The sequence below is a fragment of the Pontibacter rugosus genome (assembly GCF_042678745.1).
In the GTDB taxonomy this organism is placed as follows: Bacteria; Bacteroidota; Bacteroidia; order Cytophagales; family Hymenobacteraceae; genus Pontibacter; species Pontibacter rugosus.
This window is the reverse complement of the sequence record NZ_JBHTLD010000027.1, coordinates 1-20,607: the sequence shown is the minus strand read 5'-3', so window position 1 is coordinate 20,607 and position 20,607 is coordinate 1. Positions and strand designations below refer to the sequence as shown.

At 49.0% G+C, this 20,607-nt stretch carries 21 protein-coding genes; 5 read left to right on the top strand and 16 right to left on the bottom strand.

Annotated elements, in window-relative coordinates:
- Positions 1–14: 14 nt before the first annotated feature.
- From ACFQ2O_RS05030 to ACFQ2O_RS05015, 4 genes are read right to left on the bottom strand one after another with little or no spacing between them, the layout of a single operon-like run.
- Complete coding sequence (locus ACFQ2O_RS05030; RefSeq protein WP_241642289.1) at positions 15–386, bottom strand: GtrA family protein; 372 nt, start codon at positions 384–386, stop codon at positions 15–17.
- Complete coding sequence (locus tag ACFQ2O_RS05025) at positions 387–848, bottom strand: phosphatidylglycerophosphatase A family protein (protein WP_377523355.1); 462 nt, start codon at positions 846–848, stop codon at positions 387–389. It lies immediately after the preceding gene.
- A gap of 11 nt (positions 849–859) precedes the next feature.
- Entirely contained in the window at positions 860–2,188 is a 1,329-nt protein-coding gene (locus ACFQ2O_RS05020; RefSeq protein WP_377523352.1) for an inositol-3-phosphate synthase, read from the bottom strand.
- Between the two features lie 35 nt (positions 2,189–2,223).
- A complete protein-coding gene (locus ACFQ2O_RS05015; protein WP_089320859.1) occupies positions 2,224–3,216 on the bottom strand; it encodes an NAD-dependent epimerase/dehydratase family protein in 993 nt (330 codons plus the stop codon).
- Between the two features lie 221 nt (positions 3,217–3,437).
- On the opposite strand from ACFQ2O_RS05015, the gene ACFQ2O_RS05010 reads away from it, so the two are divergent.
- Positions 3,438–4,298, top strand: a complete 861-nt coding sequence (locus ACFQ2O_RS05010) for a hypothetical protein (protein WP_377523376.1) — start codon at positions 3,438–3,440, stop codon at positions 4,296–4,298.
- Positions 4,299–4,311: 13 nt separating this feature from the next.
- Here ACFQ2O_RS05010 and spt read toward each other — a convergent pair whose 3' ends face one another.
- The 6 genes from spt to ACFQ2O_RS04980 form a co-directional block, all read right to left on the bottom strand.
- Complete coding sequence (spt, locus tag ACFQ2O_RS05005; protein ID WP_377523347.1) at positions 4,312–5,553, bottom strand: serine palmitoyltransferase; 1,242 nt, start codon at positions 5,551–5,553, stop codon at positions 4,312–4,314.
- Between the two features lie 248 nt (positions 5,554–5,801).
- Entirely contained in the window at positions 5,802–6,395 is a 594-nt protein-coding gene (locus ACFQ2O_RS05000) for a TetR/AcrR family transcriptional regulator (RefSeq protein WP_089320856.1), read from the bottom strand.
- Positions 6,396–6,955: 560 nt separating this feature from the next.
- Complete coding sequence (locus ACFQ2O_RS04995) at positions 6,956–8,248, bottom strand: TolC family protein (protein ID WP_089320855.1); 1,293 nt, start codon at positions 8,246–8,248, stop codon at positions 6,956–6,958.
- A gap of 17 nt (positions 8,249–8,265) precedes the next feature.
- Positions 8,266–11,376: an efflux RND transporter permease subunit gene (locus ACFQ2O_RS04990; protein WP_089320854.1), complete on the bottom strand. Its 3,111-nt coding sequence runs from the start codon at positions 11,374–11,376 to the stop codon at positions 8,266–8,268.
- A 7-nt stretch (positions 11,377–11,383) separates the two neighbouring features.
- Positions 11,384–12,448 carry an efflux RND transporter periplasmic adaptor subunit gene (locus ACFQ2O_RS04985; RefSeq protein WP_089320853.1) on the bottom strand — a complete coding sequence of 355 codons (1,065 nt, stop codon included), beginning with the start codon at positions 12,446–12,448 and terminating at the stop codon, positions 11,384–11,386.
- Between the two features lie 64 nt (positions 12,449–12,512).
- Positions 12,513–13,106: a TetR/AcrR family transcriptional regulator gene (locus ACFQ2O_RS04980; RefSeq protein ID WP_089320852.1), complete on the bottom strand. Its 594-nt coding sequence runs from the start codon at positions 13,104–13,106 to the stop codon at positions 12,513–12,515.
- A gap of 601 nt (positions 13,107–13,707) precedes the next feature.
- Between ACFQ2O_RS04980 and ACFQ2O_RS04975 the strand changes: the two genes are divergently transcribed.
- Together ACFQ2O_RS04975 and ACFQ2O_RS04970 are read left to right on the top strand one after the other, a co-directional pair.
- Complete coding sequence (locus ACFQ2O_RS04975) at positions 13,708–14,139, top strand: hypothetical protein (RefSeq protein WP_243409697.1); 432 nt, start codon at positions 13,708–13,710, stop codon at positions 14,137–14,139.
- On the top strand, positions 14,090–14,995 hold the full coding sequence (locus tag ACFQ2O_RS04970) for an MBL fold metallo-hydrolase (RefSeq protein ID WP_308701867.1): 906 nt from the start codon (positions 14,090–14,092) through the stop codon (positions 14,993–14,995). Before ACFQ2O_RS04975 ends, ACFQ2O_RS04970 begins: the two co-directional genes overlap by 50 nt.
- Before the next feature lie 3 nt (positions 14,996–14,998).
- On the opposite strand, the gene ACFQ2O_RS04965 is transcribed toward ACFQ2O_RS04970, so the two are convergent.
- Positions 14,999–15,820 (bottom strand): SDR family NAD(P)-dependent oxidoreductase, encoded by an 822-nt coding sequence (locus ACFQ2O_RS04965; RefSeq protein WP_245842721.1) that lies wholly within the window; start codon positions 15,818–15,820, stop codon positions 14,999–15,001.
- Positions 15,821–16,235: 415 nt separating this feature from the next.
- Between ACFQ2O_RS04965 and ACFQ2O_RS04960 the strand changes: the two genes are divergently transcribed.
- Positions 16,236–16,421, top strand: coding sequence for a hypothetical protein (locus ACFQ2O_RS04960; protein WP_089320850.1), 186 nt, complete (start codon positions 16,236–16,238; stop codon positions 16,419–16,421).
- Positions 16,422–16,643: 222 nt separating this feature from the next.
- Here ACFQ2O_RS04960 and ACFQ2O_RS04955 read toward each other — a convergent pair whose 3' ends face one another.
- On the bottom strand, positions 16,644–16,835 hold the full coding sequence (locus tag ACFQ2O_RS04955; protein ID WP_089320849.1) for an IS110 family transposase: 192 nt from the start codon (positions 16,833–16,835) through the stop codon (positions 16,644–16,646).
- Positions 16,836–16,851: 16 nt separating this feature from the next.
- Entirely contained in the window at positions 16,852–17,115 is a 264-nt protein-coding gene (locus tag ACFQ2O_RS04950; RefSeq protein WP_377523328.1) for a hypothetical protein, read from the bottom strand.
- Positions 17,116–17,473: 358 nt separating this feature from the next.
- On the opposite strand from ACFQ2O_RS04950, the gene ACFQ2O_RS04945 reads away from it, so the two are divergent.
- Entirely contained in the window at positions 17,474–17,968 is a 495-nt protein-coding gene (locus tag ACFQ2O_RS04945; RefSeq protein WP_106219173.1) for a MarR family winged helix-turn-helix transcriptional regulator, read from the top strand.
- A gap of 274 nt (positions 17,969–18,242) precedes the next feature.
- Here the strand turns inward: ACFQ2O_RS04945 and ACFQ2O_RS04940 are convergent, their stop codons facing one another.
- From ACFQ2O_RS04940 to ACFQ2O_RS04930, 3 genes are all read right to left on the bottom strand, one after another.
- Positions 18,243–18,683 (bottom strand): beta-barrel fold lipoprotein, encoded by a 441-nt coding sequence (locus ACFQ2O_RS04940; RefSeq protein WP_266206417.1) that lies wholly within the window; start codon positions 18,681–18,683, stop codon positions 18,243–18,245.
- 135 nt (positions 18,684–18,818) lie between these two features.
- Complete coding sequence (locus tag ACFQ2O_RS04935; protein ID WP_377523322.1) at positions 18,819–19,913, bottom strand: DUF3991 domain-containing protein; 1,095 nt, start codon at positions 19,911–19,913, stop codon at positions 18,819–18,821.
- Positions 19,914–19,920: 7 nt separating this feature from the next.
- Positions 19,921–20,553: a DUF4099 domain-containing protein gene (locus tag ACFQ2O_RS04930; RefSeq protein ID WP_147920731.1), complete on the bottom strand. Its 633-nt coding sequence runs from the start codon at positions 20,551–20,553 to the stop codon at positions 19,921–19,923.
- Positions 20,554–20,607 lie beyond the last annotated feature (54 nt).

Sequence of the window (20,607 nt, the reverse complement as noted above, 5' to 3'; positions counted from 1 at the left end):
GCTTATATATATTCCTACTTGAATACATATCGTTTTTGAATTAAATAGTTATAGAAAAAACCGACAAGCACGGACGTAATAACCTTGGAGTAGACATAGCTACCCCCTCCGTAATGCGTTATCACATACACGCCCGATGCATTAAGCAACAGGCTGCCGTTCCAGACCAGGAAATACTTGATTGCTTGTGCCGGTATAGTTTTGTCTGCAGCATGAAACACCCAAGTTCTGCCCAGGGTGAAATGTGTTACACCACCTGATACAGTGCCCACTGTGGTGCCGGCCAAATACCAGAAGCCGCACAGTTCCACAGCGATGATTGTCACCAGAAAATCGACAGCAGACGCTACCAGAGAGGCAGCCTGCGCCTTCAGGAAGGTGAACATTTAAAAAACCTTGTAGTATAAAAGTATCTGTAAAATTAAGTTCGCGTAAACGCCCGCCAATACGTCGTCCAGCATTACGCCTAGGCCTCCTTCCACACTCTCCAGCCTTCTTATAAAAAGCGGCTTCGCAATATCAAAGAACCTGAACAGGACCAAGCCTGCGCACAGGTACGGTAGTTTAACAGGTATAAACAACATGCTGATGCACATTCCCGCCACCTCGTCTATCACTACTTTCTTGTCGTCTTTGCCCCACAGCGGCTCTACCTCCGTGGCGGACCAGACACCTACCCCCGTTAACAACAGAGTTATCATCGGGAGCCAGCGCACAAGCTGGCTCCCACCAGCCCATTGCGCGGCATACAGGCAAAGGCAAACGGCCACAGCGGCTACCGTACCTCCTCCCTTTCCTATGTAGCCGATGCCCAGGCTGGTGGAAACTAGTTTGTGTATTCTAATCACTAATCGATCTATTAACGCTCTTCTTCTACAAAGTCTTCGTAATAGTCAAGGCCTAAGTGCGTTATCAGGTCCTCTCCCATCATGTGGCGCAGCGTGTTCTGCAGTTTGATCAATTGCTTGAAGATGTCATGTTCCGGGCGCAGGCCTTCAGCGGTTTGCGGCGACTTATAGTAGAACGACAACCACTCCTGAATACCGCTCATGCCGGCACGCTGTGCCAGGTCAGTAAACAGGGCCAGGTCCAGCACGATTGGTGCTGCCAGAATAGAATCACGGCACAGGAAGTTGATCTTGATCTGCATCTGGTAGCCCAGCCAGCCGAAGATGTCGATGTTGTCCCAGCTCTCTTTGTTGTCACCGTGAGGAGGGTAGTAGTTGATGCGGATCTTGTGGTAGATGTCGCCGTACAGCTCCGGGTTGTCCTCCGGGTGCAGAATGTCTTCGAGCACGCCCAACTTCGATACTTCCTTGGTTTTAAAGTTATCCGGATCGTCGAGGACCAGGCCGTCGCGGTTGCCCAGGATGTTAGACGAGAACCAGCCTTTGATGCCCAGCGCTCTGGCCTGCAGGCCTGGCGCCAAAATGGTTTTCATCAGTGTCTGACCCGTTTTGAAGTCCTTGCCCGAAATAGCCACGCCGTTTAGTTTCGCCAGTTCTACAATGGCAGGAATATCCACCGTTAGGTTGGGGGCTCCGTTTGCAAAAGGAACACCCAGTTTCAGAGCAGCGTAGGCATAAATCATACTTGGCGCAATGCGCGGATCGTTGTTGCGCAGGCCTTCCTCAAAAGCGGTGATTGTTTCGTGCACGTCGCTGATCTCTGCGTAAATCTCCGTAGAGCCACACCACACGATAACCAGGCGGTCGCAACCGGTCTCCTCTTTAAAGCTGCGCATATCGTCCATCAGTGCCTCCGCCAGCTCATACTTTGTAGCGGCTTCTTTCACATGGGTGCCATCCAGGTTTCTGGCGTAGGCTTTATCGAACACGGCTTTCATCGGCTGGATTGCCTCCAGCTCCGGCTTCAGCGCATGCAGCAGGCCTGGCTCCAGCACCTTCGCGTTTACGGCCGCCTCGTACACGTTGTCTTCGTACACATCCCAGCCCCCGAACACGATGTCGTTCAGGTTCGCGAGTGGTACAAAGTCCTTAATAAGCGGATTACGGTTTTCCGTTCTCTTACCCAAACGGATGTTGCCCATCTGAGAGAGTGAGCCGATTGGCTGTGACATTCCTTTACGGATAGCCTCTACCCCAGCTATAAACGTGGTGGCAACTGCTCCCAGTCCTGGAAGCAGAATACCCAGGCGCCCTTCGGCGTTTTTTACTTTATATTTCATCTTATGTACTTGTGTCTTAATTTTTGTGCTCTTATCTATAACCACTTATTCTCTTTGTACCACTTTAAAGTCTGCGCCAGGCCTTTCTCCAGGTCATACTCAGGCACATAGCCCAGGTCGGACCTTATTTTCTCGATGCTGCAGTTCCAGTTCTCGGCAGCCAGCTCGCTTAGTTTTTCCCTGTTGAGGGCGGGCATGGCTTTGCTGGAAGCATACAGGGTCTCCAGCAGGTTGGCTATCAGTGTAGCCACCCCCAGCGGCAGATGCACCTTGACCGCCTTCTTGCCCAGGATCTGCTTGGCGGCGGTGGCCAGGGCGTAACGGTCGTAGCTGTTGCCGTCGGACACGTTGTAGCTGACCCCGCTTATACTTGTACCGAGCGCCTGCATCACCGCTTTTGCCAGGTCCTTCACATACACAAAGCTTAGCCACTGCGGCTTGTTGCTGATGTAAGGCTCCAGCCCCAGGTTCAGGGTCTTGAGAACGATGAAAATATCTTTCTCCCGCGGACCATACACTGCTGTCGGGCGCAGCACGACCAGAGGCAGATCCTTTAACTCCGCCAGGTACTGCTCGGCCAGGAGCTTGCTTTTGCCATAGGCCGTTACCGGCTGTGCCTTGCTCTGCTCCTGTATGGGCGCTACCTCCTGGTAAGGGATAGGCCCCAGCGCGGCCAGGCTACTGATAAACACAAACTTCTTCAGCGGTATGTCCGCCATTGCCGCCGCCGATGCCAGGTTCCGGGTATAGACCGCGTTGATGTTCACGTAGTCCTGCGGGTGCTTTGCCTTGGTGGTGCCTGCCGCATGGATGATGTAACGGTACTGCTTCTCTTCCAGCTCCTTTACCAGCGCGCTGGTATCCTGAAAGTCGAGGGAAGTGTAGTGTACGCCAAACCCCTCCAGATGAGCCACCTCGCTGGAAGCACGTACAGCCGCATACACGTCCATACCTGCCTGCAGCGCCGCCTCTATCAGGTGGTAGCCCACAAAACCACTTGCCCCCGTTATCAATACCCGCTCTTTCATAGCGCCTTCTCAAAAATCCTGTACTTCTTGTAAGGCCTGGCTCCCATCTTAAGTAACCCCTGGTTCATCATCACATTGTTTTCGAGTATCCAGGAGGCCTCTGCCGATTGCATCTTCTTCTCGCGGTGCTTCTGCATGGCCGCTCCGTAGAACACCGCCTCAATGCCTAGCTTCCGGTAGCCTTCCACCACGCCGAGGGCGATTATCCGCACAGCGTTTATCTGCTTACGCTGCGTCAGCAGTTTAAATATGCCCGTAGGCAGCAGGCGTCCTCTTTTGATCTTCTTCAGGATCTGGTTAATATCCGGTATAGCCAGCGAGAAACCGATTATCTTGCCCTCGTGCTCCGCTACCAGGCAAAAATCTGGGTCCACGATCAGTTTGAGGTCCTTGGCCATATAGTCAAACTCCTTCGGCGTCATCGGCACGAAGCCCAGGTTCTTGTCCCAGGCGGAGTTGTAGATCTCCCGCAGTTTCTCTGCTTCCTGCTTATAGTTTTTCAGGCTAATGGGCCTGATGGTAATTCCTTTCTGCTCCAGCCTCGCCCGGATTACCTTCGACAGCCGGTAAGGCTTATCGTTGTAACCATCGGCCCCAAACTGGTAGGCCAGCAGGTCCACCTTCTTCTGAAAGCCCAAGTTTTCCAGCAGCGTTATGTAATAAGGGTAATTGTAGGGCATCATGGCCGCCGGCGAACTGTCAAATCCTTCCACCAGCATGCCGCAGGTTTCGTTGGTCGAGAAGTTAACAGGCCCAATCACCGTTTTAGCCCCTTTTGCATACAGCCACTGGCGCACCTCCTGAAAAAGCAGGTTTGCCACTTCCCCATCCTTCACGCAGTCAAAGAATCCGAAGAAGCCATCCTTTGCATTGTTAAAGGTATTATGGTTGTTGTTGAGGATGGCGGCAATCCGTCCTACAACATTTCCATCCTGGTAGGCCAGGTACAGCTGCAGCGTAGAGTGCTCATGGAAGGGATGTTTCCCCGGCGTGAGCAGGTCTTTTTGCGCAATATAAAGCTCCGGCACGTAATGCGGGTCGTCCTTGTACAGCGCATGCGGAAAGTCAATAAAGGCTTTTAGCTGCCGCTTTGTCTCAACTCGCAGTACTTGCTTCATAGGATGCATTTCGGGAGTTAATGCCAAGAAGCTTAAATGCTTCCGCTATTTTTGTTACGGCTTCCTCGATCTGGCTAAAGGTATGTGTCGCCATGATGGAAAGCCGCAGCAAGGTCGAATCGGCAGGCACGGCAGGCGCCACTACCGGGTTTACAAAAATGCCGTTGTCCTGCAGCACCTTCGTTACCAGGAAAGTCTTGTAGTTGTCCCGCACATAGATGGGGATGATGGGTGTTTCTGTGGGTCCGAGCTCCAGCCCTGCTGCACGAAGCAACTTCATGGCGTAGTTCGTATTCGCCCACAGTTGCTCTATCCGCTCCGGCTCGCTCTGGATCACATCCAGGGCAGCCAGGGTGCTGGCAACAGAGCCCGGCGACATGCTGGCACTGAAAATCAGGGAGCGGGCATGGTGCTTCAGGTACTGGATTGTGTCAAAATCGCTGGCAATGAAGCCACCTAAGGAAGCTAGGGATTTGCTGAAGGTTCCCATGATCAGATCGACTTGGTCTGTTAAACCAAAATGAGAGGCGGTACCGGCTCCTCGCTCACCAATTACACCCAGGCCATGGGCATCGTCCACCATGATGCTGCCGCCGTAGCGCTCGGCCAGGGCCACCAGTTCCGGAAGCTTCACAATGTCTCCTTCCATACTAAAGACACCATCCACCACAATGAGCTTCAGGGCATCGGCAGGCAGCTTGCTGAGTTTCTGCTCCAGGTCCTGCATGTCGTTATGCTTGTACTTGATTACCTTGGAGAAAGAGAGACGGCTGCCATCGAAAATAGAGGCATGGTTATATTCGTCCAGCACGATATAGTCGTTGCGGCCAGTGAGGCTGGATATAACCCCCAGGTTTACCTGAAAGCCCGTGCTAAACACCAGTGCGGCGTCTTTTCCTACATACTCAGCCAGCCTTCGCTCCAGCTCCAGATGTATGTCGAGTGTACCATTCAGGAACCGGGAACCGGCGCAGCCTGTACCGTACTGCTCCACCGCCTGTATGGCGGCTTCCTTTACTTTGGGGTGATTAGTAAGTCCCAGATAGGCGTTCGACCCAAACATTAAAACCTTTCTGCCCTCTATGATCACTTCCGTATCCTGCGCAGATTCAATGGCCCTGAAATAGGGATAAGCCCCCTGCGCCTGTGCCCGCTCTGCAGCCAGTTGCGCTGCGCTTTTTTCGCGGGCGAGGATTCTCTGACGAAGTATATTATTCATCTGTTGTATTTAAAGTAAGCGATAGAACTCTTCTTCTACTTTCAGTTTAGAGATTCATTGGATAAAACAAGTTAAGATTTGTTATATACAAACAAACTTTAGCACTAAGTAATATTTTCACCTCTCTGTGTTTTGTTAGTCCTAAACATAGAGAGCTAACTAAACCCGCGTCATCGCTATATCTATCAACCATCACGTTGCCATGGGAGACTAAAAAAGCAAGACGAACTAAAGTTATTACAATCAGGTCACGCCTTCAGGCCATGCATCAGAATACTGTGGATCGTCCCCATCCTGCCTTCAAAGTCCGTAAGCTTGTTCTCGATCAGCAGACCGATTTCGATTCCTTTGAAAGCACATACCAAGGCAAACGCGACAGCATCCACATCATCGGCCGTGTAGTGCGAAAGCTCTCCCCGCTCCAGCCCAAACTTGAGAATGTTGCGCACCATGCTGATTTCCCGGGCCTCGTACCTCCTCTTCAGCTCCATGATGTGGTGAATGTTCGCTTCAACTTCCCCGCGGATGACGTTGAAGAGGTTGGCATTTTTCTGTATGGCCCGGAACTTGGTGATACCAATGGCCATCAGCTTTTCCTCGGCTGTCTGCGCTTTGGCTACTTCTCCGCTCGTAACACGGAACACCTCTTCCATCTCACGCGTCACCACACTGTCAAAGATCTGCTCCTTGCTTTTATAGTAATAGTAAAGCGTGCTTTTCCCTTTCCCTGCGGCCTTCGCTATGTCCTCCATGGTAGTTTTACTCCAGCCAAAGCGGATGAATAGCTTTTGAGCCTCGTTCAGAATCTCCGTTTTAATACACTCGTCTTTATTATCGCTCATACCTAATAGACCAAAATCGTATTATGGTCCAAAGGTACAACATTTAATAATTAATTAACATAAGCTTGGTAGTAATTAGAGACTGCTTTATTTATTCATTGGGCTACAAAGGGAATTCATCAGAACCTGGCTTCGTCATTTTCTCGCCATAGTGCTGCTATGCCACTTAAAAGGAGCCTTGCCAGAGCCCGAAAGTCCTCCTATTCGCTGCCAACAATAATATTAAAAACAGCCTCTGAGAAATGTAATGATAAGTTACAGTTGCAGATAAACCATTTACTAACTTATGTGTTAGAGGGAAGTTCTTTAGAAACAGACATGAACTCCCTCACCAAGCTGCTAAACTTTGTCTAAGCGTGTTGTTAACCCACTTCAAGTGATTCGCGTCCTCATTGCTTCAAGGTAAGCATCTTTTATCTGTCTGAGTTTCTTCTGCCATAATGCCTGTGCAGATCCTTCCTATTAATAGCTTTTAAATGCACGTCGTCTCTATGAAGAGTTCTTCAATTTAATTGTTAGTAAACCCACTGTCATATATTTGCATGAGATACGGGCTTATGCTACCTCTGCCCCGAGGATATTCCACTCGCATAGGCGTAGCTCTCCTTCTTTAGCTGGAAGTTAGCGTAAGCTCTGGCCAGGGCGCTGGCAGCTTCCTGGTACAAAGCCTGCGCATCCATTACCTCTGTTACACTTGCCAAGCCACTGGCATAGTTGTCCTGGCTTACTTGCAGGTTGCTGCTGGCCTGCTCCAGGTTTTCTTGCGCAAAGGCAATTTCCTTGCGGCTATCCACCAGATCATACCAGGCTTTGGTAATTCCCACCTTCAGCTGATCGCTTACGCTTTCAAAGTTATTTTTCGCTTTCTGCTCACTGATAGCACGCTGCTTCATTTTATGTTTGCCCTCACTCCACCAATCGCTGATAGGGATGCTGACCATGCCAAACGAGAGAGGAACAAACGTGCTGCCGATCCCCCTGTCCAGCACGCCGGCCTGCGCCGCATTCACTCCTATGGAAACAGTGGGCATATAATCTGCTTTGGTGAGCCTTGTTTGCAGCCGCTCACCCTCCAGCATCTTCTGCAAAAGCTGGTAGTTACTGTTCTCCACCAGCGATGTGTCCGGCCCAAGGCTGTACAAAGGTGGTAACACGTCTGTCGCCAATGTATCCTGCATCACAAGAGATGAATCGTATGGTATACCAACATACAGGCTGAAGTCGAGCAGCGCTATCTTCTTACCACTCTCCAACTGGCTTTTATTCAGCAACAGGCGGCTTCGTTGCACCTTTACTTTCAGCAGGTCATTGCGGGCTATCAGGCCGGAAGCCAACAGGTCGTTCTGCTGCTTTAAGAGCGTATCCAACAGGCGCTCATTCGCTTCCAGCACCTTGTGCTGTTCCTGCAGGTTTACCAGGTTCCAGTATTTCTGGGCAGTAATCAATAGTACAGAGTCAACCGACTGCTGGGCGCGTAGCTTATTTACCTGCAGCTGCAGCTCCGCCAGCTCGTTATAGCTTTTGATTTTGCCGCCTGTATACAAAGGCTGTACAGCTGCCACACCAGCCATGTAAAAGTTATTGATACCTTCTGGCAGCATTTCTGGCATAGCAGGCACCAAGTCCTTGAAGCCATACACACCAACGCCAGTAACGTCTACCGAGGGCAAATGAGCTGCTTTTGCAATTTTTATACCTGCTTCAGCCGACTCGATGTCCAGCTCACTGTTCTGGATGGCTTTGCTGTATTTAAGCGCAGCCTCTTTACTTTGCTGCAGACTAATGGTGTGGGGCTGCTGGGCATAGCTGCTGTACCCGATGAGCAGCAGTATAGTATATATGAAAAACCTCATAGCTGAAAATAGTATACTTAAACTGTAGGTGTTAAACCCTTCTCTTGATGTGCTGCCTCATTGTCTTCTTTTCTGAAGAACAACCAGTAAAGGGTGGGCAGCACGAATAGCGTCAGCAGCATTGAAACAAGCAAACCAAAGCAAATAACGGTTCCCAGCGGCCCCCAAAGCGTTGAGCGACTCAAAATCATGGGGATAACTCCAACTGCGGCCGCCGATGAGGTGAGGAAGATGGGACGCATACGGCGCTCCGACGCTACACGAGCCGCCTCTTTCACCGACAAACCCTCCTTTTCACGAAGCTCATCGGCAAAGTCTATCAATATGATGCCGTTCCGTACCACTATACCGCACAAAGCCAGTAAACCCAGAAAAGACGTGAAGCCGAAGGGGTACTGCATCAGCATGAGCCCGAAAGCAGCGCCCAGTATGCTAAGTGGCATGGTGATGAGGCTGAGCAGCGCATGTTTGATGCGCTTGAAATGCCAGACCAGGATAAGGAAAATGACCACGACGCTCATCAGTAGCGACAGCCCCATCGGGGTGAGGTTCTCTTCCTGCATCTCCAGTTCTCCGCCATAGCTGATGCGCACTCCTTCAGGCAGCTTCAGACTTTCTATTTCAGGGCGCATCTCTCCCAGCAGGTTGTTGGCAACCGCGTCCTGCACCATGTCCATTCTGACGGTGAGCGTGCGGACGCCATTGCGGTGTGCGATCTGGCCCTGGTGCCACACCGGTGAAATATCTGCCACCTGCCGCAGCGGCACTACCGTTTGCGACTGCTGAACCGGGACACGCGTTTCCAGCAGGGCGCCCGTGTTATTTCTGGCCGTTTCATATGTCTTGACTAAAACATCCAGCGGATAGCTGCCTTCCCACACCTGCGTGGCTGGCAGGCCCTGCATATTCATGGCGACTACATTGGCGATGTCCTCCTTGCTTAGGCCCAGTCTGGCTGCTTCGGTATTCTTGACATTCAGCTGGATGCCTTCCTTCATTTCCTCGTAATCTGTCCTGACCCAGGTAATGCCCGGCTGGTGCTGCCCTATCTGCATCACCTGGTCGCCTACCTGTTTCAATGCTGTCAGATCTTGGCCTGAAATGCGTACTTCGATGGGTGCCGGTGCACTTACCATGTTCAGCTGTTTCATGCGCACATAGGCATCCGGGAAAAAGTTGCTGTATTTTGTTGCGTACTCGGCCAACACCTCTTCGGTGGTTTCTGCTGTAGTGGTGTTGATGAGCACCTGCGCATAGTTCTCCGCTGGCAAGTTAGGGGCGTAAAGCGTATGGAAACGTGGCGATGACGTACCTATAAAGCTGGTGTAGGAGACAATGCGCTCGTCCTGTGCCATTATTCCTTCCATCTTTTTCACAACACTGTCCGTCTGCTGCAGGTTATAGCCATTGGGCAGGTAAATCTCCATGGCAAACTGGTTCCGCTCTACTTTAGGGAATAGCTGCTGCGGCAGGAGCGCCATCAGTACAACCCCGATCACAAAGGCAAGGATCCCGAAAATGGTGGTGAGCACAGGATGGTTGATGGCATTGCTGATATGGCGGTTGAACACACGCTGCAGCCTATCCAGCATAGACTCTTTTTCCTTTGTTTCGCCGGGCAGGTGCAGTCCTTTTTTAATGAAAAGGGTATTGAAGTACGGCACCAGCAGCATCGAAATAATGAGCGAAAGCGAGAGTGCAATAATGATAGTATAAGGAAACATGCCGACAAAATCGGCGGCTACACCTGACATGAAGAACATGAGCGGCGCAAAGGTGGCGGCAATGGCCAGCGTTGCCGTGAACACAGAGGGAAACAGTTCCACCGCACTGCTTCTGGCAGCCTCCCAGACAGACATGCCCTGGTCCAGTTTCTCCACGTGGTTGTCGATAACCACAATAGGGTCGTCTACCACAATACCCAGTACAATGATCAGGGCTGCCAGTGTCACCGTGTTCAGCTCATACCCCAGCAGGTACATAATGGCCAGGGTAGCGGCAATGGTGATGGGAATAGTAGCAGCCGCCACAGAGGCTACCCTAAAAGGCAGCAGCAGGAGGGCCACTATAATCACCCCAATCAGGGCATAACCGAATTCTTTCATAAAATGGGCTATAGACTCATCCACCACCTCTGGCTGGTTGGCAAGCTTGGTGATGTGAATGTCGGGGGGCAAGTTGCGCTCAATTAGCTGCAGGCGCTCCTCTACTTCTTCCCCAAAATGCACGATGTTCCTGCCTGCTGCCATTTCCATGGAAATGATGATGGCCTTGGTTCCATTGGCCGTCACGTATGATTCCGGTTCGCCATACTCCCTTTTGATGGTTGCAATATCCCGCAGACGTATGACATTTCCGTTCGGGTCACTTCGGATGATCTGGTCAGCCAGGTCTGCCTCTGTTTTGAAGAAGGATGTCAAGTGAATGGGACGGTCTATCACCTTTCCCTCCAGAGTTCCTGCCGGGTTAATGGCCCCCTCCCGCTGCAGGGCCTGCATCAGTGACCCGGAGGTTATGCCATAGTTGATGAGCTTGCTGTTGTCTACATAAATGCTGATCTGCTCATTCAAAGTACCGACCCGGGTAATCTTCGCCAGGCTTTCAATCCCCCGCAGCTCATCTTCTATTTCCTCTACATGCTGCTGTAAATCTTTGTAGGGCCGGGTTTCAGACTCAACAGCCAACAGAACGGCGGAGGTGCTGCCGAAGTCGCTGTTTACAAACAGGCCCCGCACCTCCTTCGGCAGTTGGGCCTGCAGCAAGGGCATGCCGTTCTTTAGCTTATTCCAGAAGTCTCTGGTGTTGGTGTCATTTACCCGCGCCGCCACTTCCACGTAAACGTACATCATGCCATCGCGGGAGTAGGAATAGGTCTTGGTCTTATCCACTTCGTTGAAGCTAAACAGGTACTCTTCCACCTTTTTGGTGAGCTGCTGCTCTACCTGCTCTGAGGAAGCCCCCGGGTAAATTCCTACCACAACGCCCTGGCGAATGGTGAATTCGGGAAACTCATTCCGGGGCATGTTAAAGAGCGCGTATATGCCGAGCATCACCAGTACGGCTGCCAAAGTGAGCGGAAGGGCTTTGTTCTGCATCGCCCATTCCACAATGTTGCTTTTTCCTTTCATGTGCTGTTTATCGGATGATTTGAATGGGACTGTTGTCGGCAAGCTTATGGTAGCCGGATACAATCAAGGTTTCGGAGCCTTGCAAGCCTTCTGTCACCTCAATGCCGCTGTTATACAAATTTCCGGTGCGCACGTTTTTGCGGATGGCTTTCTGCCCATCCGGGCTGGCGACATATACAAAATTCTGCCCGTTCAACTCAGCCTGAACTGCCTGAACCGGCACAATGATCTGTCTGCTGCCTGTTGCGTCGGCCGCTTCGCCCTTTTTGTTTTCAAAAACTACCGTGCCTACCATTCCTGGCTTTAGCTGCTCCTCCGGGTTGGGCAGGCTGATTTTAACAGTATAGTTGGGAGTGCCCGCTGCTGCAAGCACAGCCACTTCATCCACTGTTCCTGTCCTCTTTTCACCTCCCGATGCCTGCACCTGCACGGTGGCTGTATCGCCTTGCGCATAGGAGTTGACTTCAGCTTCAGGCACCGGCACTTCCACAACTACCGGCGAAATATCCACAATCTCAACTACCGGCACACCCGGACTTGCCAGCGAACCGACCTCCACATATTTGGACCCGATATACCCGCTCTGGGGCGCATACAACTTTGTGTGAGCAATATTCTGGTAAGTGGCTCTGGCCGCCGCCTGTGCCTGCTCAAACTGAGACCTGGCCTGCAGCATATTGATTTCCGCGATACTGCCTTTGCTGTACACTTCTGCCACACGCTTATAGTTCTCTTCCGCCAGCCGCAGCTGCGCCAGCTGGGCCTCATACTGGCGGCGGTAGGTAGTTTCATCGAGGGTTGCAAGCAGCTGTCCTTTCTTCACATACTGCCCTTGCTCCACCGGTATTGATACCACGTTTCCAGACACCATGAAACTCAGCCGAACCGCCTTGGATGGCCTGACAGTGCCGGTGTACTGTATGGAACCGCCTTGTGCCTGCGCAGTGGCTAACGCCAGAGTTTCTACTCTTACAGGCTGCAACACCTTCTCTGTCTGCGCTTCATCACTGCAGGACGAACTCAGTATTGTTAGCAACAGACCAGCTGCAAAAGGTAGTTTTGAACAATGCATAGGGTTATCAGATTTAAACGTTTGCACACTTTTAGTATTTTTGTCGAACTTTAAGAAAAAAAAATCATTGCAGGCCTTTGATGAGGATGTCAATAAGCCATTTTAGCCGGTTTCCCAAACCAGTCATTCTGTTATTGATAAAGATTTCCTGTTCAAAGCTTCTCAACGCTATTACTATCATTTCTGTCAAAAGATTCAGATCTTCTTTACTCAACTTTGCTATTTCCCCTCTTTCCATGCCGGTAAGCAGCAGGCTCCGCACCACTTCAGACTCTTCCCGAAGCAGTACTCTGCCAAGTTGCCTAATCAAGCCCTCCTGCTCTCTAAGATCTCTTAAAATTCCCTCGTATTCAGCAGCTAAGGCCTTCAAGCCATCTAACTTACTGGCATTGTACACCAGGAGGTTATCTGCCAAGGATGCATTTGGGTGGATTTGCTCCTTGGCCTGCTGGATAATTTCAGTGAATTCACCGATTGCGAATGCTTCAAAAACCTCTTTTTTGTTCTTGAAGTAATGATATATCGTGCTACGGCCTTTCGCGGCAGCCTTTGAAATATCATCCATGGAAACCTTGGTATACCCGTACCGCCTGAAAACCTGTTTGCTGGCTTTCACGATGCCGGCTTTTACCACATCATAATTTGCATTAGTTTTCATTCGACAAAATTATCCTTTATGTCTAATAAAAACAATTTTGAAATAGATGGTATTACGGAAAATTTCAAATAACGCTCTAAAAATTAAACCGGTGTCAGAAGCTGTAATTCTCCACTTTAGGCCAGTCATAAAAATGGGAGGATGTCAAACAGAAGGAAGTCGACATAAGGAACGGGGCGAGCGTTACGGGTCTTTTTCGAAAAAGAAAGTATAGCTTCGGTAGCTGCAAGGATAATAGACTACCTGCTACTTTCAGTACCGCCAAAGAAAATGTTCTATAAAGCTGTAGACTTTGTGCAGGCAAGTAAGCATTAAGTGGGATAAAACAAAAGGTTTGGTGACAACGTTAAACCCCAGGTGTTTCTCCGGCTTACCTACCTCCTCCACCGATTCTGCTTCTACCCGGTCAGGTTAAATACCAACATGACGTTTTGCTTTGTGTCCGGAGCAGGCACGGATAGCGCAGAAAAGGGAAGGGTAAAAGGGAAATCCGAAAACGACCTTATGAGGCCTTCTTTTAAAAGTTTAAGATCCGGCCCAGACTTCTGGAACACCTACGCTTGAAAAGAAGAACATTAAATATTACAGATACACAATGTGGATGATCCCAATATTACGGAAACTGGCGCAAAAAAGCATTTACACTTTACTGGAGTTAGGGCAGGCAATGCTCAATGCTATTAACCGGGCGTATAAAGGGGATGTCCTGGAGATCGCTGGTATGAAAAAGCCTGTCCGACATTTAAAAAAAGTTGATTATTTAGATAAAGATGCGCAAGCTTATGAGTGTGTTGGTTGTTATTTTAGCTGTTATTCTGGTGCTTGTGCTGGCAGTGTACCTCTTTATGCAGCAGCCGCAGTTTGGCAGTATTCCTACAGGACCCAGGCTGGAAAGGGTAAAAAATTCTCCAAATTACAAAAATGGGCAGTTTCAGAATTTAAATCCTACGCCCATGCTCACGGAAGGAGCCAGTTATTTTACCATGATGAAAGAATTTCTGCTTGGAGACAAGGCCAGCAGAACACCTTCTGATAGCTTGCCCGGTAAAAAGATTGATCTCCTGAACCTGAATCCTGAGGAAGATATAATTGTCTGGTTTGGACATTCTTCTTATTTCATGCAGCTGGCCGGAAAGAAATTTCTTGTAGACCCTGTGTTGAGCGGTAGTGCATCTCCGGTAAAATTCACCACGAGGAGCTTTAAAGGGAGTGACAGGTATATGCCTGCGGACTTACCTGATATTGATTACCTTTTCATTACCCACGACCATTGGGACCACCTTGATTATGAAACCGTAGAGGCTCTTGAACCTAAGGTAAAAAAAGTAATAACAGGCTTGGGAGTGGGGGCTCACCTGGAACGCTGGGGTTATAATGCCGACAAAATAATAGAAAAAGACTGGAACGAAGAGATCTTGTTAGAAAAGGACTTTAGGGTAAATACCGCTCCTGCACGGCATTTCTCAGGCAGGGGTTTTAAAAGAAATGTTTCCCTGTGGATGTCTTATGTATTAACCACTCCCACGAAAAGGATATACATGGGTGGTGATTCCGGCTACGACTCCCACTTTAAAACTATAGGTGAGCGGTTTGGTCCTTTTGACCTGGTAATCCTGGAAAACGGGCAGTATGATAAAAGCTGGAAATACATCCACATGATGCCCGAGGAGGTAGTACAGGCGGCGAAGGATTTGCATGCAAAGCAACTTTTCCCGGCCCACTGGGGTAAATTTTCCCTCTCTAACCACGCCTGGAATGAGCCTATAAAAAGGTTGACCGAGGAGGCCCGAAAAAAGAATATGCCTGTATTACACCCCATGATAGGCGAAAAAGTAAACCTAAGTGATACCCTGGAGCACCCCAAGGTTTGGTGGGAAGGGGTTAAGTAACTATTATACTTCTCCGATGAGCTTTTCAGATGCCTCCCATAGCTTTTCGGCATTGGTGGCATTGGCATGGCGGCTTATTCGGCCAGGCTTTTTTTTGGTAATACTCACCAGGCTGCCAGTCTTTTCCTGCTTCACCGGAAATAAGCCAGACAAGGTATCAGCCCCCTTTTCAGGAGAGATCAGAAACAGGTTTTTTAGGGGCGTTTCGTAAAACCATTTAACCAGGCTACTGCCCTCACGTGCAAACCCGGAGCTAACTGCACCTGGATGGAAAGAGGCTGCGCTTACGCCTTTAAAACGCCTGTTGATCTCCATGGCATGAAGGATATTCATTAATTTGGCAGTTCCGTAAACCTTCATAGCACTGTAGCTTTTCTCGTTCTCCAGGTCATTAAAGTCAATCTTACCCATGACGTTGGCTAAGCTCGAGGTATTAATCACAGTGGCTTTGGACTCTTCCAGTCTCTCCTTCAGTAGGTTTGTTAACAGGAAACCCGAGAGGTGATTGACCTGTAATGTCATTTCATGTCCATCTTCTGTAAGGTGCCTGTCAGCAATTACTCCCCCCACGTTGTTTACCAGTACATCTATCTGCGGGTACTTTTCCAGCAGGTCCTGTGCGAACTTCTTTACTAATGAAAAGCTGGAATAATCAACCAGGTAATAGTCGCAATCCAGCTCAGCTGCCAGTTTTTTGGTTTCCCCGGAGCGTCCTGGAATGACAAACCATGCCCCTGTTTCAGTAAGGATCCTTGCGGCCGCGGCCCCAATTCCAGAGCTGCCGCCGGTAAGGACAATGGTTTTGTCTTTTCTTTCTGAATTCATATGAAGACTTAAAATAAAATACTAGTGCGTTTTAGAAGAGTACTCTTTTGACCAGCTTTTGTTATTGGAAGGCTTCAAGCTAGTTCATCCAACATTTGCACATAAAATTAAACCTCTTCCGACAGACTTTTAGTTTTCTGCCCCCTGACATTCGGCCAGCTGCTGCAGGCTTTTTACGAGCAGGTGCGGTGATTCGCGCAGGATAAACGCAGTTCTTCTTCAGCCAATTCCTTCAAGCGTGTCTGGCGGCCTTTTTTTAGGAGTAAATATGCTTAAGCTGTTGTGCGTTTTTACCCTGCTGGCAAAAACAGCACAACAGCTGCTATTAGCAGCTTATGAGTAGAGAAGCTGGCGGTGTTAGTGGCCGGTGTTTTTATTTCTTCCTTCTTGGAATTCACAGTTAATTCTAAGGCATGTGGCCGATAGCTTCACTCTTTGCCTGCTTGCTGACCTGTCCGAAAAGGAAAGAAAGTTGACTTTTGAAAGAAATAAGTCTGCTTTGGAGAGTAAAAAGGGACTAACTAGTGCTTATGTTGGGAAACCCAAAAACTTGACCCTAGATGCAGCAGCCTCTCTTTTAGAGATCAAGGAAGCTGTCTAAAGACGCGGCAAGCCCCGTTCATCCTACGTTTGTACCGAATCCCTTAGACACTCTTTTTTCCTCCTGGCGGGCTTCTCAGCCGTTTGCTTCATCAGGCACTCAACTCTTCAACTTGATTTTATATGCTTGTCAAGACCGTTTTACAAGCCTTTAGAGCAGCTTTGTCCGCTTCCTCCAATTGAGACAGGGCGTGCAACTGATTCAGGCCCTTGACCAGCATCTTCAGGGACATGCGCTGCTGCTGCTACTGCTGCTGCTTGCGATCAGCGCCGCATCCACCTTGTCTGTTTTCGTCCGCTTGAGCTTGGTTTGGGCAAAGCGCTTGATCTGCAAGGGGTTCACCACCGACACCTTGATTCCTTTTTCATAGAGAGCGATGGCCAGTTGCAGGCTGTAAACCCTGGTGGCCTCCATGATGCACCAAATTTAGTCAGGCAGACTCTGGATGAACTTTCGAATACCCCTTCCTGTCGTTGCTGTGCAGGAAAGTGGCAATTTTGTTTTCTTGTCTTGTGGCGACCATAAAGCTGTCTTTGGACATGTTGATACCAATGTAAGTTTGCTCAATCACACTATGCTTATATTGGTTGAACTTGCGACAAAAGATAGCTTCTCTAGCAATCAGGCATCCTGATGCAGGCTCCGGGCCTAATGAACTGTCCAAGGTTAAGAAGCCGGGTAAGGGAATTGTCATAAGGCACGGATTTATGAGCCCTTGATAAATAGGAATCTTATTCCTTACCCAGTTTTCTTGTCTTCAAGTATATAGATACCTATTTTCTCTGTTTCGATAGCTTCTCACCCCAATCAACAAAAGGGAAAAATAGTAGGTCCGGTACTGTATCCAAACATAGGATGATAAATAGGAAAGGGGATGAAGTCAAAAGGCCCGTGATACCTGGGGATGCAAGCGAAAGGATTTACCAACTGCTGGAACACTTAGTTCAGCAGGCTACTGAGTCAAAGCAACACCTACTATTTTGAGCAGGCTTGTAAAGCGTGGAAGTATCATTATTTTTTACTATACTTGGTAAACTCACCTGACTGCACTTATGAACTTAGAGAACCAATTAGGCGTCAAATCATTTCGGAATGAATGGCAGAAAGCCAGCATGAGTATTCTGTATACGTATGGCTTTCTTTCGAACAGCTACAACAGATTCTTTCAAAAGTATGGCCTGACGGGGCAGCAGTATAACGCCCTGCGCATCCTGCGCGACCAGTACCCCCGGCCCGTGTCCACTTCCTTCCTGCGCGAGAAGATGTTGGACAGGATGTCCGATGCCTCGCGGCTGGTAAGCCGTTTGCAAGGAAAGGGGCTGGTGGAGGTCACTACAAACATAGGAGATAAGCGCTTGGTCAATATCCTGATATCAGATAAGGGACAGAAAGCTTTGGGAGCTATTGATAAGGATTTGCACCAAGTGGATGCCATGATAGAGAGCCTTACTGAGGAAGAAGCTAAAGAATTGGCAGAGCTGCTTCACAAGGTAAGAGAGTCCCTAAGAGAGAGAGCTTGGGGGAACGCTTGCTGCAGAGCAGACTGACGTGCAAGAATAGCTCACCACTAGCAGGACCTTTTCCTACAGTCTTTTCTTGCCCTTAAAAGTGCCAACAGCGGCACCCCTCCAGGAGCCTGCAAACGGCCTTTCCCTTATAACAGCTATTATATAAATATTACTCTTTATATGTGCCAGTTAAGAGCAAAGCCTTCATGACATACTTACAACACGCTTTGTGTAGAAGAAATAATTAAGTCTATACTGTTTTGGCAATCTCTTTTACCAGATGGCGCAGCATGAACAGGATGAAAAGTGTCTACTATTTAGCCTTATAATTCAAGTATTCGTTCTTCTCCCCTGAAGCCTCATTGTAATTGAAGGTCTTCTCATCTATCTGCTTACCGTTCTTGTAAATAACAAAGCGCATCTGCATGGAAGCAGGGCCATCCTCTACAGCACTGAACTCATTGGCAGCGTGTACAGTAAGTTCCCTTACATTATCCGCTTCAAAGGAATAGGACGTTTCCGAAAGGTTCCCGTCAAATAACACGGCCGGCATAGCTTCGCTAGTACCCCTCACTTTGAAATCGCCACCTCCAATAGTAATAATCTTAATGAATTTCTCATAATCCCCAGACTGGCTGTAATCTACCCGATAGGTAGCAGTATCAGGCAGGACCGGGCCCTCGCCTTCGTCATCACAACCAGCAAAGAGTAGAACTATGCACAACAGAAGGGAGAAGAGAGATAGCTTTTTCATAGCCTAAAAACTAAATGGTTTATAGTTAGGTGAAAAATATTTTCTACAGAGACTTAATTAACCGTAACAGCCATGCGAAACACAGAAACTGCATTTCATCTCCTACAGTCTTTGACTGCTATACTAGATTCCAGATCATAACTTCACTTTCACAGGGGTACGATTCTCTTGGTTGTTTTTGGGATGTATGATGTCGTTATAGTCTTTATGGCCAAGGGGCTTATGCACCTGAAGTCCGGAACGAATACCGGAGTTCTTCTCAAAGGCAAAAAGGCTCAGCTTGTCTACAGGAATATCAAATTTCTTTTCATCCAAGCTGAAGGTAATACTGTCGGCATTCTTTGTAAAGGTGTAGGGCTTACCTGCTATCGCCGTGGCCAGATAGATATCATAGATCTTTCCCTGGTAATCGTTATCGAAAATGGTATGCTTTTGAGCATGCGGCCACGCCTGCAGGGAAAGCTCCACCTGCATTCTCGACATTCCCCCGCCAAACGAGACGAACACTGAGTTGCTGAAGTCACGCTTATCCTTCTCCAGCTGATAGAAGCTCATGGCATCTATAGGGTTCTCAGCAAAGTAGACATGGCGTGTAAGAACCGGATTCTGCGCAAAGTCGGCTACCCAGACACCGTGCTTGCGGTCGCTGCCCGCTGCCACGCCCTTAAAGCCATAATTTCTAAGGTCGTAGCCTATCGTTTCGCTGCTAGCTGGCCTTTGCAGTGGGAAAGCGATATTGGTATAGGCATTATCTTTCTCTGCGTCCCGCACTAGCCTAATGTAAGGCAGGAACAGCTGCACCGTCTCGCTAGAGAGACCTCGTTCCTTGATCAGGTAATGCAGCTTAAAAACAGAGGCCTCCGATTCGACAAACCTGCTTTTGTCAAAGGGCTTTGCCTCCGTAACATTGTAGATTGGAGCTTTGGGTTGAGAGGCATAGGCATACCTAGATAGCACCCTATTGATACCGTCGATCTCATTGCGAAAGCTTCCCTGGAAGCGGTGCAGCCGGTTGGCCACAAAATCTATCACAGACCCCTTGTCATTGCTTCCATCCCGGTTGAAGTACATCTGCCGGGAGCTGTCGCCTGGGTTGTTAATGATGATTCTGTCTCCGTCAGGGTGCTTGAACTCAGGGCTCTTTCTGCCCTTCAAGGGGTCAAACACATAGCCTAGCGACTCGGCGACCTGAATAATCGACACCTGCTCTCTGTATTCCTGAAAGGTCATAGGCAAGCTAACGTTTAATAGACACAACAGGGGTTTCCTTCACTGCCAAAGTGTGGCTTTCTTTTAGGGAGACCTGCCCCTCCACTATCTTCAGTCCTTTAGGATCATTCAGATCCAGGCGGGCCGTAATCAGCTGATCCTTTGCTTTGGAATAAAGCTCCAGGGTACCTCCTTGCCGCAGGTGCTCTTTCTGATCAGTACTCAACACGATATCCCTGATAGCACTAGGCACTTGGATATCCCGTACCCTCACCCTTAGAATCTCGTTGGTCTCCTTATCCAGCTGGAAAACATACAGCTCTTTCTCCCCATTAAGCGATTTAAACGGCTTTACCAGCAGCTCCCCGTTTTGCAGTTTCTCCAACTCCTGCTTACTGGCGCCAATCTCGTTCTGTATCTCCCTCCGTATAGGATGAATCAACAGTGAAAGGGTGTTGTCTGGATTCATCTTCAGGCTCAATTTTGCATCCACGGTAAGGGGTTCCAGACCGGCGTCCTTGATAGTAAAGGTATGCAGGCTCGTGCGCCTGCCCGTCAGCAGGCTGACCAAATCGTCAGACTTCATGGAGAGCACGTCTTTCTTGTTCATCCCCAAACGCTCGAATTGACCATAAGGCAGGTCCTTTATATCAAAGTTCATAGTTTACTTATATCGTAGATATTGCTAAATAAATCTACGTAAAAATATTACACG